The sequence below is a fragment of the Variovorax sp. V213 genome, from assembly GCF_041154455.1.
Taxonomy (GTDB): Bacteria; Pseudomonadota; Gammaproteobacteria; order Burkholderiales; family Burkholderiaceae_C; genus Variovorax.
On record NZ_AP028665.1, the window covers coordinates 533,823 to 548,077 of the forward strand.

The 14,255-nt window shown below is 68.0% G+C and carries 17 protein-coding genes; 10 read left to right on the top strand and 7 right to left on the bottom strand.

All coding sequences use genetic code 11. The annotated features are described in order from the left end of the window. Window positions 1-8: 8 nt before the first annotated feature. Together ACAM55_RS27580 and ACAM55_RS27585 are read right to left on the bottom strand one after the other, a co-directional pair. Window positions 9-362, bottom strand: a complete 354-nt coding sequence (locus ACAM55_RS27580; RefSeq protein ID WP_369657438.1) for a cupin domain-containing protein — start codon at window positions 360-362, stop codon at window positions 9-11. A gap of 2 nt (window positions 363-364) precedes the next feature. Next, complete coding sequence (locus ACAM55_RS27585) at window positions 365-1,063, bottom strand: HAD-IA family hydrolase (RefSeq protein WP_369657439.1); 699 nt, start codon at window positions 1,061-1,063, stop codon at window positions 365-367. 426 nt (window positions 1,064-1,489) lie between these two features. Between ACAM55_RS27585 and adh the strand changes: the two genes are divergently transcribed. Beyond that, window positions 1,490-3,010, top strand: a complete 1,521-nt coding sequence (gene adh, locus ACAM55_RS27590; protein WP_369657440.1) for an aldehyde dehydrogenase — start codon at window positions 1,490-1,492, stop codon at window positions 3,008-3,010. Window positions 3,011-3,065: 55 nt separating this feature from the next. Here adh and ACAM55_RS27595 read toward each other — a convergent pair whose 3' ends face one another. After that, a complete protein-coding gene (locus tag ACAM55_RS27595; RefSeq protein WP_369657441.1) occupies window positions 3,066-3,554 on the bottom strand; it encodes a DUF2231 domain-containing protein in 489 nt (162 codons plus the stop codon). A gap of 173 nt (window positions 3,555-3,727) precedes the next feature. On the opposite strand from ACAM55_RS27595, the gene ACAM55_RS27600 reads away from it, so the two are divergent. The 8 genes from ACAM55_RS27600 (at window position 3,728) to ACAM55_RS27635 (ending at window position 9,291) form a co-directional block, all read left to right on the top strand. Further along, complete coding sequence (locus tag ACAM55_RS27600) at window positions 3,728-4,135, top strand: hypothetical protein (RefSeq protein ID WP_369657442.1); 408 nt, start codon at window positions 3,728-3,730, stop codon at window positions 4,133-4,135. A gap of 121 nt (window positions 4,136-4,256) precedes the next feature. Beyond that, the gene (locus ACAM55_RS27605) at window positions 4,257-4,574 is read left to right on the top strand and encodes a hypothetical protein (protein ID WP_369657443.1); all 318 of its coding nucleotides are present in this window, start codon (window positions 4,257-4,259) and stop codon (window positions 4,572-4,574) included. Beyond that, window positions 4,571-5,995, top strand: a complete 1,425-nt coding sequence (locus tag ACAM55_RS27610) for a TolC family protein (protein ID WP_369657444.1) — start codon at window positions 4,571-4,573, stop codon at window positions 5,993-5,995. Before ACAM55_RS27605 ends, ACAM55_RS27610 begins: the two co-directional genes overlap by 4 nt. Before the next feature lie 35 nt (window positions 5,996-6,030). Further along, a complete protein-coding gene (locus ACAM55_RS27615) occupies window positions 6,031-7,446 on the top strand; it encodes a multicopper oxidase family protein (RefSeq protein ID WP_369657445.1) in 1,416 nt (471 codons plus the stop codon). 47 nt (window positions 7,447-7,493) lie between these two features. Then, a complete protein-coding gene (locus tag ACAM55_RS27620) occupies window positions 7,494-7,985 on the top strand; it encodes a plastocyanin/azurin family copper-binding protein (protein WP_369657446.1) in 492 nt (163 codons plus the stop codon). Between the two features lie 29 nt (window positions 7,986-8,014). Continuing rightward, window positions 8,015-8,353, top strand: coding sequence for a copper-binding protein (locus ACAM55_RS27625; RefSeq protein ID WP_369657447.1), 339 nt, complete (start codon window positions 8,015-8,017; stop codon window positions 8,351-8,353). A 143-nt stretch (window positions 8,354-8,496) separates the two neighbouring features. Continuing rightward, complete coding sequence (locus tag ACAM55_RS27630) at window positions 8,497-8,925, top strand: hypothetical protein (protein ID WP_369657448.1); 429 nt, start codon at window positions 8,497-8,499, stop codon at window positions 8,923-8,925. A gap of 105 nt (window positions 8,926-9,030) precedes the next feature. Then, window positions 9,031-9,291, top strand: coding sequence for a hypothetical protein (locus ACAM55_RS27635; protein ID WP_369657449.1), 261 nt, complete (start codon window positions 9,031-9,033; stop codon window positions 9,289-9,291). Between the two features lie 29 nt (window positions 9,292-9,320). On the opposite strand, the gene ACAM55_RS27640 is transcribed toward ACAM55_RS27635, so the two are convergent. The 4 genes from ACAM55_RS27640 to ACAM55_RS27655 all read right to left on the bottom strand — a co-directional run bounded on the left by ACAM55_RS27640 (window position 9,321) and on the right by ACAM55_RS27655 (window position 13,189). Next, window positions 9,321-10,487: a mandelate racemase/muconate lactonizing enzyme family protein gene (locus ACAM55_RS27640; RefSeq protein WP_369657450.1), complete on the bottom strand. Its 1,167-nt coding sequence runs from the start codon at window positions 10,485-10,487 to the stop codon at window positions 9,321-9,323. Between the two features lie 32 nt (window positions 10,488-10,519). After that, a complete protein-coding gene (locus tag ACAM55_RS27645) occupies window positions 10,520-11,221 on the bottom strand; it encodes an SDR family NAD(P)-dependent oxidoreductase (RefSeq protein WP_369657451.1) in 702 nt (233 codons plus the stop codon). After that, on the bottom strand, window positions 11,211-12,182 hold the full coding sequence (locus ACAM55_RS27650) for a Bug family tripartite tricarboxylate transporter substrate binding protein (protein WP_369657452.1): 972 nt from the start codon (window positions 12,180-12,182) through the stop codon (window positions 11,211-11,213). The genes ACAM55_RS27645 and ACAM55_RS27650 overlap by 11 nt, the downstream gene beginning before the upstream one ends. A 68-nt stretch (window positions 12,183-12,250) precedes the next feature. Then, a complete protein-coding gene (locus tag ACAM55_RS27655; RefSeq protein ID WP_369657453.1) occupies window positions 12,251-13,189 on the bottom strand; it encodes a dihydrodipicolinate synthase family protein in 939 nt (312 codons plus the stop codon). A 112-nt stretch (window positions 13,190-13,301) separates the two neighbouring features. On the opposite strand from ACAM55_RS27655, the gene ACAM55_RS27660 reads away from it, so the two are divergent. Next, window positions 13,302-14,255 carry a LysR family transcriptional regulator gene (locus ACAM55_RS27660; protein ID WP_369657454.1) on the top strand — a complete coding sequence of 318 codons (954 nt, stop codon included), beginning with the start codon at window positions 13,302-13,304 and terminating at the stop codon, window positions 14,253-14,255.

Below are 14,255 nucleotides of genomic sequence, written 5' to 3' on the forward strand. Positions count from 1 at the left end.
AAAAAAAGCTACATCGCCATCACGACGAAGACCTTGCGCAGGGTCTCGTGCACGTGCCACTCGCCGGTGGTGTTGGCCGGAAAGAACAGCGTGTCGCCGGCTCGGATCCGAAGCGGTTCGCCGCCGGTCGGCGTGAAGCTGCAGGCGCCCGTGAGGATGTGCATGACCTCGGCGTTGGGCAGCTGGCGCTCGAAGCGGCCGGGCTCGCACTCCCAGATGCCGCTGTCGTTGCCGCCGGCACCCGCCAGCTCGACGTCGATGCCGCGCAGTTGGCAGGGCGGCTGGCTCAGCGGGCGCGCGGGCGTGCCCTGGTCTTGCAGGCCGCCGATGGTGGCGGACTGCTGCAGAACGGTGATGCTCATGGTCAGCGCCCTGCCTCGACGGCGTCGGCCAGCTCGGTCAACGTGTGGAAGTGGTAGTCGGGTTCGGTGCGCTTCGACTCGATGGTGCCGCCCGATCCCTTCTGCGCATGGCGACGCTCGATCCAGCAGGTGGTGATGCCCAGTTGCTTGGAGATGCCGATGTCGTGGTACTGGCTTTGCGCCACGTGCAGGTTGTCGGCCTGTTTGTAGCCCCATGCGCCCTCGAAGCGGCCGCGCGCATAGGCGAAGTAGCGCGCGTCGGGTTTCTCGCACAGCGCGTCGTCGCAGCTCAGGAGCATGTCGAAGGGCGAGCCCAGGGTCTTGTCGAAATGGGCCAGCGCCCAGTGCTGGGCGTTGGTCATCGTTACCAGCTTGAAGCGCTTGTGCAGCCGCTGGAGCGCTTCCACCGAGTCCGGAAACGCGGGCCACTGCGCCACCGAATCGCGCAGGCCTTTTGCCAGCGCATCGGTGTCTGGCAGGCCCAGTGCGGGTGAGATGGCGTGCCAGCAGCGCTCCAGGTCATCGGGGTACCAGCCCGCGTTGCCGTCGGCGCGGGCGGCCCGGTAGGCGGCCAGAAAGTCGTCGTCGCTCACGGCGGCATCGGGCACCGCCGAGCGCAGGTAGGCGAGCATGCCGCCTTCGAAATCGATAAGCGTTCCGACCACGTCGAAGGTGAGGACCTTGAAATCTTGCAGGGACATACGAGAGAAGCTCCAGTGGAAAGGGGAGGAAGGCGCCGCCGCGGCGACAGGCGAGGGGTGCCGTGCGCTACAAGCATAGGAGCCATCGTGTTCCCGTTCACATCGAATTGGGCTCGCGATCCAGCACAGGATTTCGCAGTCATGCCGATGTCAGCATCTTCTTCGGCGCGACGCCTTCGCGGCGCGGCACTGCCTGGAGCATGAACGGAGGGGTGTGCACTGTCCCTTTTCGTGACAGGTGCTCACCGCGGCACACGCCCCTGTTGCAGTCTGGCGCAAAAAGCCGACCCGTTTCGTGCGCCAGATCGGGCCAATGGTGTTCGAGCCCAGGTGGCACGGCGCGTGCAATGCAGCACCCCAGGAGACCGCGCAGCATCCGGTTTGCGCGGTCGCCTTCCACCCCTACCCAACGGAGACGAGAACACCATGCAATACGCCAGCCCCAACACCCCCGGCGCGAAGATCGAGTTCAAGCCGGCCTACGACAACTTCATCAACGGCAAGTTCGTGCCGCCGGTGAAGGGCCAGTACTTCGATGTGATCACGCCAATCACCGGCCAGCCCTACACCCGCGCGGCCCGCTCGGGCGCGGAAGACATCGAGCTTGCCCTCGACGCGGCCCACGCGGCCAAGGGCCAATGGGGCCGCACCTCGCCGGCCGAGCGCGCCGGCGTGCTGCTGAAGATCGCGGACCGCCTGGAGCAGAACCTCGAGCTGCTTGCCTACGCGGAAACCGTGGACAACGGCAAGCCGATCCGCGAGACGCTCAATGCCGACATTCCGCTGACCATCGACCACTTCCGCTATTTCGCCGGCTGCCTGCGCGCGCAGGAGGGCGCGCTGAGCGAGATCGACGAGAACACCATCGCCTATCACTTCCATGAACCGCTGGGCGTGGTGGGGCTGATCATCCCGTGGAACTTCCCGATCCTGATGGCCGCGTGGAAGCTCGCGCCCGCCATTGCCGCGGGCAACTGCGTGGTGCTCAAGCCGGCCGAATCGACGCCCGTGAGCATCATGGTGATGGCCGAACTGCTGGCCGACCTGCTGCCGCCCGGCGTGCTCAACATCGTCAACGGCTACGGCCGCGAAGCCGGCATGGCGCTGGCGGGCAGCAAGCGCATCGCGAAGATCGCATTCACGGGCTCCACGGCCACGGGCCGGGTCATCGCGCAGGCCGCGGCCGGCAACCTCATTCCTGCCACGCTGGAGCTGGGCGGCAAGAGCCCCAACATCTTCTTCGAGGACATCGCCGATGCGGACGACGACTTCTTCGACAAGGCCATCGAAGGCCTGGTGCTGTTCGCCTTCAACCAGGGCGAGGTCTGCACCTGCCCGTCGCGCGCGTTGATCCAGGAGTCGATCTACGACAAGTTCATGGCGCGCGCGCTGGAGCGCATCAAGGCCATCAAGCAGGGCCACCCGCTGGACACCGACACCATGATGGGCGCCCAGGCGTCGGCCATGCAGATGGACAAGATCATGAGTTACCTTGCGCTGGGCAGGGAAGAGGGCGCGCAGTGCCTGACCGGCGGCGGCCGCGCGCAGCTCGGCGGCGAGCTGGCCGGCGGCTACTACATCCAGCCCACGCTGTTCAAGGGCCACAACAAGATGCGCATCTTCCAGGAAGAAATCTTCGGCCCGGTGCTCGCCATCGCCACCTTCAAGACCGAAGCCGAGGCACTGGAGATTGCCAACGACACGCCCTACGGCCTGGGCGCCGGCGTGTGGACGCGCGACGGAAGCACGGCCTACCGCATGGGCCGCGCGATCCAGGCCGGCCGCGTGTGGACCAACTGCTACCACGCCTATCCGGCGCATGCCACGTTCGGGGGCTACAAGGAGTCGGGCATCGGCCGCGAAACCCACAAGATGATGCTCGACCACTACCAGCAGACCAAGAACCTGCTCGTGAGCTATTCGCCGAAGAAGCTCGGGTTCTTCTGAGCGCGCAGCGGCCACGCGCGCATCCGGCGCGCGGCTTGCTGCACGAGGAACGCCGCTACTTGCCGGCGGCGGCGTGCGGCTTGCGCAAGGAACTGGAGGCGTTCACGCCGGCATCCTCGTCGACGCCGACCGCGAGCCGGTCCACCAGCTCACCGCCGAGCCAGGCCGTGACCAGCGCGATGGCCGCACCCGCGAAGGCCCAGACCATCTGGCTTGGCACCGGGGCGTAGTCCCGGTCACGCAGCAAGAAGCTCGAGGCGAAGAGAAGCAGCACCACCACGTTGCCGGCTCCGTGCATGGCGCCGATGCGCTTGGCGCGCGTTCCCGCCGGAATGCTCAGCCAGTCGAGGGTGCCGAAGGGCGCAGCGAGAACACCGCCCACCAGGCCGGCCGCGATCATCCAATAAGACACGGCCGCCATGACCTGGCTCCTGCCCGCCAGGTAGATGAGGTCGAAGACCACTGCGGTGGCCAGCAGCCCCAGCGGAAAGACCACCAGCATCTGGTGCACCGAGTGGCCGAGGAAACGAACTCTTGCATGCATGGGATTACCTCCGTTGCCTGACTGAGTCCTCATCTGAGCCACAACCGCCGACAGCCCGCGCGGGCCGGGGCCGCCAGTGCGGGTCGGTACTTTCCTACTAGTTGTGGCGCTGGATGCCGACTGGATAGACCCACAGCGTAGACGGATGCCCCGCCTTGTCTACAATCCGACCCATGCACCGGGTTCGCCTTTTCGTCCTTTGGATCATGATGTTTGCCGTGCCTTTCCAGGCCTACGCGGCGGCAGCCATGGTCTTTTGCGGACCGGGCCATGAGCGTGCGGTGGCCGCGGCGTCGGTCGGGCCGGCGGTGCACGGCGATGGACATGCGGACCATCGTCACCACGAAGCGGCTGCGCAAGATGCCAGGCAGCCCGCGCACGACAACGCCGACACAACCGCCCATGCAGCGCCCGATGCCATGCACAAGTGCGGCACCTGCGGCGCCTGCCATGCCACTGCCCTCACCAGCACGCTGGAACTCGCGGTGTTCCAGGGCCTTCCCCGCGCCGACCTGACCGAGCCCGCCAGCACGGTGGCCACGGTCCCGCCGCGCCTTCTCGACAAACCTCCTCGCGCCTGAAGCGTTCGTGCGCCTGCGTGCGGCCCGGTCACGGGCTGCAGCGAGCGCGCATGCATCGCCTGCGTCATGCCTGCCCCGGGGGCAGCTTCGACGCACCCGTTCATGAACTCGCGAGGACGCCATGTTCCATTCATCGCCAGCCGGTTGGCTGGTTCTACTTTCCGCTTTCGGGGCGCTCTCTGCCGCGGCGCAACCCGCGCCCACCGTCCCGGACTACAAGTCCGCGCTGGAGGGTTACCGGCCCTTTGCCGACGTAAAGCCGATCCCGTGGAAGGAGGCCAACGAGACGGTCTACCGCCGCGGCGGCTGGCAGGCCTACGCCAAGGAGGCCGCCGAGAGCACTCCGCCCGCGGCCGAGCCGCCCAAGGGCGCACCCGCTGAACCTCAGGCGCAGCCAGGCCATGCGATGCCGATGCCCGCGGCCAAGGAGAAGCCATGAAGCGCGCCTTGCGCCTTTCGGCCGTTGCCGTGGCGGCCGCCTTCCTGGCCGGCTGCGCCTCGGTGGGCATCGACGACGCGCTGCAGGACACGAACACCCAGGCCCAGCAGTTCACCGGCGGCAAGCTCGAACTCAGCCGCACGCAGGAACAGCGGGACCGCCGCGCGGCGCTGACGCAGGAGCTGCTGTCCGGGCCGCTCTCGCAGAGCGACGCGGTGCAGCTCGCGCTGGCCAACAGCCCGGCCGTGCAGGCGCTGGTCGCCCAGAGCTGGGGCGACATGGCCGCGGCCGACCAGACGGGGCGGCTGCCCAATCCGGTCTTCACCTTCGAGCGGATGCGTCTGAACAGCGAGCTCGAGATCGGGCGGCTGCTGTCCTTCGGCCTCGTCGACCTCATCCTGCTGCCGCAGCGCCTGTCCATTTCGCGCAGCCAGTCCGCCCAGGCCAAGGTGCAGCTCACCGGCGCCGTGGTCGACCAGGTCACGCAGGTGAGGCAGGCTTGGGTCCGCGCCGTCGCCACGCAGCAGATGCTGCAGTACGCGGAGCAGGTCAACCGCTCGGCGCAGGCCAGCGCGGAACTCGCGCGGCGCATGCAGCAGATCGGCAACTTCAGCAAGCTGCAGCGCGCGCGCCAGCAGGTCTTCTATGCCGACGCGACTACGCAGCTGGCGTCGGCGCGGCACGCCGCCACCGCCGCGCGCGAGGAGCTGGTGCGCGCACTCGGCCTCGACGATGCGCAGGCCGTCCAACTGACCCTGCCGCAGCGGCTGCCCGACCTGCCGAAAGCGCCGCGCGAAGCCCGGGAAGTGGCCGCCACTGCGACCGAGCAGCGCCTGGACGTGCAGCTCGCGCGCGCGCAGCTGGACGTGGCGGGCAAGTCGCAGGGCATCAACCTGCTGTCGACCTTCATCGACGTGGAGGTGGGCGGCCGGCGCGACACGGTGTTCGACAACGCCGAGGGCACGAAGAGCACGCGGCGCGGCTTCGAGCTCGGCATGCGGCTGCCGCTGTTCGACTGGGGCTCGGCGCGGCGCGATGCATTGAACGCGCAATCGCTGGCCGCGGCCAACCGCTACGACGCCACGGTGCGCGGCGCTTCGTCGCAGCTGCGCGAGGGCTATTCAGCCTACCGCACGGCCTACGACATTGCGCGGCACTACCGTGACGAGATCGTGCCGCTGCGCCAGGCCATGGCCGACGAGAACGTGCTTCGCTACAACGGCATGCTGATCGGCGTCTTCGAGCTGCTGGCCGAGGCGCGCGACCAGATTTCGAGCGTGACCAACGCCATCAATGCCCAGCAGCAGTTCTGGCTGGCCGACGCCGCGCTGGCGGCCTCGGTGATCGGAAAGCCCACGGCCATGGGCGCATCCACCGCCAGCGTGGGGGGCGAAGCCGCCTCCGCCAGTGCGGCCCACTGAGTGCAGAACGTGCGCTCACCAACGATTCGAACGACATGACCAACAGACGCAATTTTCTGAGCGGCGCGGGTGCCATCACCGGCGCCATCGCCGCCGCGAGCGTGACCAAGGTGGCGATGGCCGCCTTGCCCGAGCCCGTGCTCCAGACCAAGCCCGACACCATGCCGCCGCTCATGCCAACCGGCGGGCGGCCGTACAACCCCGTGGTCACGCTCAACGGCTGGACCCTGCCCTGGCGCATGAACAACGGCGTGAAGGAGTTCCACCTCGTGGCCGAGCCCGTGGTGCGCGAAATGGCTCCCGGCTTCAAGGCCAACCTCTGGGGCTACAACGGCCAGTCGCCCGGCCCGACCATCGAGGTGGTGGAAGGTGACCGGGTGCGGATCTTCGTGACCAACAAGCTGCCCGAGCACACCAGCGTGCACTGGCATGGGCAGCGCCTGCCCAACGGCATGGACGGGGTCACGGGTCTCACGCAGCCGCCGATCCGTCCCGGCAAGACCTTCGTCTACGAGTTCGTCGCGCGCCGGCCCGGCACCTTCATGTACCACCCGCATGCGGACGAGATGACGCAGATGGCCATGGGGATGATGGGCTTCTGGGTGACGCACCCGAAGGCCGAGCATCCGCTGATCGAGAAAGTCGACCGCGACTTCGTATTCCTGCTCAACGCCTACGACGTGGAACCCGGCAGCGCCACGCCCAAGATCATGACGATGCTGGACTTCAACCTCTGGTCCTGGAACAGCCGGATCTTTCCCGGCATCGATTCGCTCAACGTCAGGCAGGGCGACAAGGTGCGCATCCGCATCGGCAACCTGACGATGACGAACCACCCGATGCACCTGCACGGGCACGAATTCCTCGTCACGGGCACCGACGGGGGACCGACGCCCAGGAGCACGCGCCAGTACGAGGTGACCACCGACGTGGCGGTCGGCCAGATGCGCCAGATCGAGTTCCTGGCCGACGAGGAAGGCGACTGGGCCTTTCATTGCCACAAGAGCCATCACACGATGAACGCGATGGGCCACGACGTGCCCACGCTGATCGGCCTGGACCACAAGGACATGGTCAAGCAGATCACGAACCTGGTGCCCGACTACATGGTGATGGGCGAGCGCGGCATGGCCGACATGGGCGAGATGGAAATGCCCATTCCCGACAACACCGCGCGAATGATGACCGGCGAAGGACCGTTCGGCTCGGTCGAGATGGGCGGCATGTTCAGCGTGGTGAAGGTGCGCAAGCACCAGAAGGCAGGGGACTATTCGAACCCCGGCTGGTTCAGGCATCCCAAGGGCACCGTGGCCTACGAGCTCGACGGCCCGCCGCCCGAAACCGCGCGCCAGCGCGAAGCCGGCGAGGCCGCCATGCCGACGCAGAACATGCCCGCAAAGAACATCGAAGTCCAGGTTCGCAAGCCCGGCAGCGGCCACTCCGGCCATTGATTTTTCATCCCCTCTTTCTTCCAACCTCCGACCCTCAGAAGGAAACCATGAAACACACCCTCCGCAACACCGCCTTCGCCGCGCTCCTCGCCCTTGCGGCCGCCGCCGCCTCTGCCACCGGCAATCACGCCGGCGGCCATGGCGACGGCGACGAGGCCATCGGCCAACCCGGCGTGGCCGCCAAGGCCACGCGAACCATCCACGTCGACATGACCGACGGCATGCGCTTCACGCCCGCCGACATCCGCGTGAAGCAGGGCGAGACCGTTCGCTTCGTCGTCAAGAACTCGGGACAGCTGAAGCACGAGCTCGTGCTCGGCACAGAGAAGGAACTCAAGGAGCACTACGAAGCCATGAAGAAGAACCCCGAGATGGAACACGCCGACCCGAACATGGTGACCCTGGCCGCCGGCAAGAGCGGCGAGATCGTGTGGCAGTTCACCAAGGCCGGCAAGGTCGATTTCGCATGCCTGCAGCCGGGCCACTACGACGCCGGCATGAAGGGCGCCGTGACGGTCGCCAAGACCGCGGCCAAGTAAACCCAACAGACTTCCAGGAGATACACACCATGTCGAGGATTCGCATTTCACTCATGGCGGCCATGGCCGCATTGACCTTCGCAGGCGCAGCCCATGCGCAGGCGCCCAAGCCCGATGCGCCCGGCACCGCGGAGGCCGCAGCCCCGGAACTCACCGACGGCGAGATCCGCAAAGTCGACAAGGACAACAAGAAGCTCACGATCAAGCACGGCCCGTTGAAGAGCCTGGACATGCCGGGCATGACCATGGTCTTTGCGGTCAGCGACGAGAGCGTGCTCGACAAGTTCCAGGCCGGAGACAAGGTGCGATTCGATGCCGGAAAGATGGGCGGCAAGATCGTCGTCACGCGCATCGAACCCGCGCGCTGAGCTTCGGCAGCCGCGCCCGGCAGATGCCGATGAGTCGAGGGCAGGGCGATTGGCGGCCCGTCCCTTGATCCTGCGCAAGCCCGCGCGCACCGGGCGCCGTCAAGATGGGCCATCGGCACAACAGATCCTGAAGGCACTCGATCATGGGCAACGACTTCACCTTCCCATTGGCACTTTGCAAGGCGCAGTGGAGCATCGGGCTGCACGCCCTGGCAATGCTCGAGACCTGCGGCGCGCAGAGCCTGGCGCTCGGAGCGCAGTTGCTGGAGGACGCCAGCGCCAGCCGCCGCGCCGATGCCGACGCGGCATCGCGCGCGGCGGATTGGCGGGCACTGGGAGTGCTGCCGGCGAGCATGTTCTGGCGTGCCGTGGCGGACTGTGTACCGCCTCTCGCGCACGCGCCGGATCGTCGCGATGACGCGATCGTTCAGGCCGTTCGCACGACCAGCACCGAGCCGCCGCGGCAGGCGGTGGTCCGCGATGCCTTGCGCACGCTGGATGATGTGCTGAACGGGCCGCCCGTGGTGAGCGTGAAGAAGCACGCGAGCGTGCGTGCGCGCTCGCACGCGTGAACGCATTGGGGAACGCGTAGCGCTCCGAGCAGACGCGTCTTCGGGGGAAGGCCGCTTCGCACACGAAATCCTCCCGCCGTGAAGAATTGCGGGACCTCACGTTATTTGGCGTCCCGTTGGGTTGTCGCCAACTACGGCCATGAACGGGATGAGCTGCTGGGCTCTGACTCGCTGTATTTCAAGTTGTCCGGCGGCATCCTCTGCGGCTACCGCGGGCGCTTCAAGGACAAGGTGCCGTTCAACGTCGGGGGTTTCTCGCCGGCCATCATTCCGGCCATCGGCTGGCGCCTGACGCCCAGGGACGCGATCCAGGCCGCGGTTCTTGGCAAGGCGGGGGTGACCTTCTCCTACAACCGCCGCTTCTGACGGACCGGTGCCCGACCGGGCATCGCACGCTACCCCGCCAATGCGCGCATCTCGGCAATGAGATCGGCCTTGCCTTCGAAGCCGATGCCCGGCAGCGGCGGCAGCGTGACGTAGCCGTTCTGCACCTTCACGCCATCAGGGAAGCCGCCATAAGGCTGGAACAGGTCGGGGTAGCTCTCGTTGCCGCCGAGGCCCAGGCCCGCGGCAATGGCGAGCGACATCTGGTGGCCGCCGTGCGGGATGCAGCGCGAGGGCGACCAGCCGTTGGCCTTCAGCATGTCGAGCGTGCGCAGGTACTCGACGAGGCCATAGCTCAATGCGCAGTCGAACTGCAGCCAGTCGCGGTCGGGCCTCATGCCGCCGTGGCGGATGAGGTTGCGCGCGTCCTGCATCGAGAACAGGTTCTCGCCCGTGGCCATGGGGCCGGCGTACATCTCGCCGAGCTTCGCCTGAAGTTCGTAGTCGAGCGGGTCGCCGGCTTCCTCGTACCAGAAGAGCGGGTACTGCGACAGCGCGCGGCCGTAGTCGATGGCGGTGGGCAGGTCGAAGCGGCCGTTGGCGTCCACGGCCAGCTGCTGGCCGGGGCCGAGGATCTTGAGCACCGACTCGATGCGTTCGCAGTCTTGCGCGAGCGTGGCGCCGCCGATCTTCATCTTCACGACCGAGTAGCCGCGCTCGAGATAGCTGGTCATCTCGCGCTGCAGGCCTTCGAGGCCCTTGCCGGGGTAGTAGTAGCCGCCCGCGGCATAAACGAAAACGCGCGGATCGGGCGTACCGCTGCCGTAGCGTTCGGCCAGCAGCTGGTACAGCGGCTTGCCGGCGATCTTGGCGACCGCGTCCCACACGGCCATGTCGATGGTGCCCACGGCCACCGAGCGCTCGCCGTGGCCGCCAGGCTTCTCGTTGATCATCATGCGGGCCCAGATCTTGTGCGGATCGAGGTTGTCGCCGGTCTCGTCGACGAGCGAGGCCGGCTCGGCCTCGAGCAGGCGCGGCAGGAAGCGCTCGCGGATCAGGCCGCCCTGGCCGTAGCGGCCGTTGGAGTTGAAGCCGTAGCCCACCACCGGCCGGCCATCGCGGATCACGTCCGTGACCACCGCCACGAGGCTCAGGGTCATCTTCGAGAAATCGATGTAGGCGTTGCGGATGTCCGACTTGATGGGGCGCGTGGACTCGAGGACGTTGACGATTTTCATGGTCTGTTGCGTAAGAAGAAAACGAAGAGAGCTCAGCGGTGCAGCGACGCACCGCCGCAGATGGCGATGTCCTGGCCCGTGATGGCCGCGGCCGGCGGGGAAAGAAGAAAGGCGACGAGCGCGGCGATCTCCGCGGGCTCGATCAGCCGACCGATGGGCGGCAGCCGTGGCGCGCTGCCTGCGCGCGCCGGGTCCTGCAGCATCGCGGTCTGCGTCGCGCCGGGCGACACGACGTTGATGGTCACGCCGCTTGCGGCCACCTCGGCCGCCCAGCTGCGCGCGAGCGCGATCAGCGCCGCCTTGGTCGCGGCATACTGCCCGCGGCCCGGCAGGCCTTGCGCCACGCGGCTGCCGATGAACACCACGCGGCCGCGGCCGCGCGCGGCCATCGTGGGCACGAGCGCATCGGCCAGCCGTGTGGCGGCGTCCACATGCAGGCGCCACATCAGTTCGCCGCCCGCATGGTCGAGCTGGCCGAGCGGGCCCACGCGCAGCACGCCGGCCGCGTGCACCAGCGCGTCGGCGTTTTGCAGCGCGGCCACCGCACGCGCGATGGCGCCGGCATCCGACAGGTCGATGGCCGCATGCGCGAAACCTGCGTGCGACAGCGTGGGCGCCGCAAGGTCGAGCCCGCTCACGCGCCAGCCCTGCTCCAGCAGATGCGACGCAATGGCGCGGCCGATGCCGCTGCTGCTGCCCGTCACGACGGCGAGCGGGGCGCTTTCATTCGACACGGATGTTGCCCTCGACGATGATCTTCTTCGAGCGCTCCATGTCGGCCTGCTGGAACCGGGCGAAATCGTCGACGCTGCCCGGCGTCAGCAGCAGCCCCTGTGCGTTCAGCGTTTCGCGCATGTCTGTGCCCAGCGCCTTGTTCACTTCGGCATTGAGCCGCTGCGTGATCGCGGGCGGCAGCTTGGCCGGGCCCCACAGGCCGTACCAGCTGTAGAACTCGTAGCCCGGAATGCTTTCGGCTACCGTGGGCACATTCGGCAGGCTGGTGGCGCGGGCGGCCGAGGTGACGGCGACGACGCGCAGCATGCCGCTCTTGTGGTACTGCAGCGACCCCAGGATCGGATCGATGAAGCCGTCGATCTGGCCGCCGATCAGGTCCTGGAAAGCCGGCGCCGTACCCTTGTACGGCACGATCAGGTAGTCGAGCCCGCCCGCGCGCTTGAGCAGTTCCGTCGACAGGTGCCCCGCCGAGCCGATCGACCCGACCGCGAAGGTCATCTTGCCGGGGTTCGCCCTGGCGTAGGCGATGAGCGACTTGACGTCGGTGATCGGCAGGTTCTTGTTGATGGCCACCGACAGCGGCGCCTTGGCGACGAGCGCCACCGGCGTGAAGTCCCTGACGACCTCGTAGGGCACCGACTTCATCGTCATGGGCGCGGTGGTGAAGGTCGAGGCGTTGAACAGCAGCGTGTAGCCGTCGGCGGGTGCCTTCGACACCACGTCGGCGCCGATCACGCCGTTGCCGCCGGGCCGGTTCTCGACGATGAAGGGTTGGCCCGTCTGGTCGCCGAGCTTCTGCGCGAGCAGGCGGCCGACCGTGTCGAGCGTGCCGCCCGGCGGAAACGGGATCACCACGCGCACCGGCCGGCTGGGCCAGGGCTGCGTCTGCGCGATGCCCGAAGACGCCGCGGCAAGCGCGAGGGCCGCGATCGTGGCGCGCAAAAAATGGTTGCGTTGCATGTCTCTTGTCTCCTTCTGGTTTTTCGGACGGGGCACCGGCGGCGCCGGGCCGGGCGCCTGTGGTTCTCTCAGCGCTTCGACAGGCCGGCCTGCGCGACGGCGGCGCGCAGCGCGTCCATCTCGCGCGCATTCGGCGCTTCGGTCGGCGGGCGCACCGTGGCGTTGGCGAGCACGCCAGCCAGGTACATGCCGCCCTTCATGCGCGCATGCGCCTCGCCTGTGGGTTCGCCGCCGCCATACACGGCGTCCTTCAGCGGCGTGATGAGGGCCTGCACCGCCATCGCCTTCTTCAGGTCGCCGGCCTTGACCGCGTTCCACAGGTCGATGATCAGTTGCGGAATGAAGGTGGCAAAGCCGACCAGCGCACCGTCCACGCCCTGCACCATCGAGGCCAGCAGATACTCGTCGTGGCAGGTGAGTATGGCCTTGGACGCGTCGGCCTCGCGGATCGCCTGGATGTCGCGGGCGTACTTGTTCATGTCGCGCTGCCCGACCTTGAAGGCCTGCAGGTAGGGCAGGCGAGCCAGCTCGGCCAGCAGCTGCGACGAATACGAAGCGCGGGTCCAGGCCGGGTAGACGTGGCAAACCAGGTCGAGCTCCGGCGCGGCGCGGTGAATGGCCTCGAAATACTGCAGCGCGTGGCCCGGCGTGAAGCCGAAGCGCAGCCAGTGGTGCGGCGGCATCACGTCGAGCGCCGCTGCGCCGGCCACCTGTGCGGCCCGCGCGTGCTCGGCGGCTTCGGCCAGGCCTTCGCACACGATCGACGAGATCACCGGCATGCGGCCGCGCAGCTCGTCGGCCACGATGCGGGTCACCTCGGCCCGCTCGGCCGGGGTGAGCGAGAACACCTCGCCGGTGTGGCCGTTGGTCATGACCGCCACCACGCCGTCGTGGCCCGCGAGCCACGAGGCGAGCTTGCGCAGCGCCGGCTCGTCGATGCGGTAGTCGGTCGTGAAGGGGCAGGAAATGGCGGGAATGATCCCGCGATAATTCGCGATGGAAGGCATGTCGTGTCTCCGTTGTGGTTCAAGATGCAGGAATGCGTGCATCTTTGGCCGGCGGGGCATGCACCGTCCAATACTCGAATCGCATACAACTATTCAACAGCTCGCGCAGCGCATGGGCCCCGGCAACCGACCCCTCGATCTCGAATGGCTGGAAGACTTCCTGGCCCTGGCCGAGAGCGGCAATTTCTCGCGCGCGGCGCAGGCGCGCTCCATCGCGCAGCCGGCGTTCAGCCGGCACATCCGCGCGCTCGAGGAATGGGTGGGCGTCGATCTGTTCGATCGCAGCGCCCACCCGGCGGCGCTGACCGCGGCGGGCAAGCGTTTCCAGCCGCTGCTGCAGGAGGTGCTGGCCGCCCTGGAGGCCGCCCGCATCAAGGCACGCGCCGCGCACGACATGGCCGCCGCGAGCCTGAGCTTTGCCGCCACGCACGTGCTGTCGCTGACCTTCTTTCCGCGCTGGCTGGGCAGCGTGGAGGCGCGGCTGAGCCTGGGGCCGATCCAGACCATCTCCGACAGCTCGCAAGCCTGCGAAGACCTGATGCTGCAGCGACGCGTGCAGTTCGTGCTGTGCCACGGCCATGCCGGCGCGCCGGGCCGGCTCGACGAAGCGCAATATCCCATGCAGCGCCTGAGCGAGGACGTGCTGCTGCCCGTGGCGGCGCCGGATGCGAGCGGTGCGCCGCTGCATGCGCTGGGCGGGGACAAGGCGCCTTCGGTGCTGGCGTACAGCGAGGCGTCCGGCCTCGGCCGGATCATGCGGGCGATCCAGGACAGCGAGTTCGGCAAGGACTTCGCGCCCTCGCTGCCGGTGGTCTTCACGGCCCACCATGCCGTGCTGCTGCGCACCATGGCGCTCGAAGGGCGCGGCCTGGCGTGGCTGCCCATGAGCCTGGTCTCGGACGACCTGCGCTGCGGCGCGCTGGTGGATGCCGGCGCGGGCGGCTGGCGCGTGCCGGTGGACATCCGGCTGTACCGGCAGGCGGCGCACATGGCGCCCGTGGCCGAGGCGCTGTGGCAGCTGGTGGGCAACGGCGCGGACGCCAGCCAGGCGGCTCGCGAGGGCTGA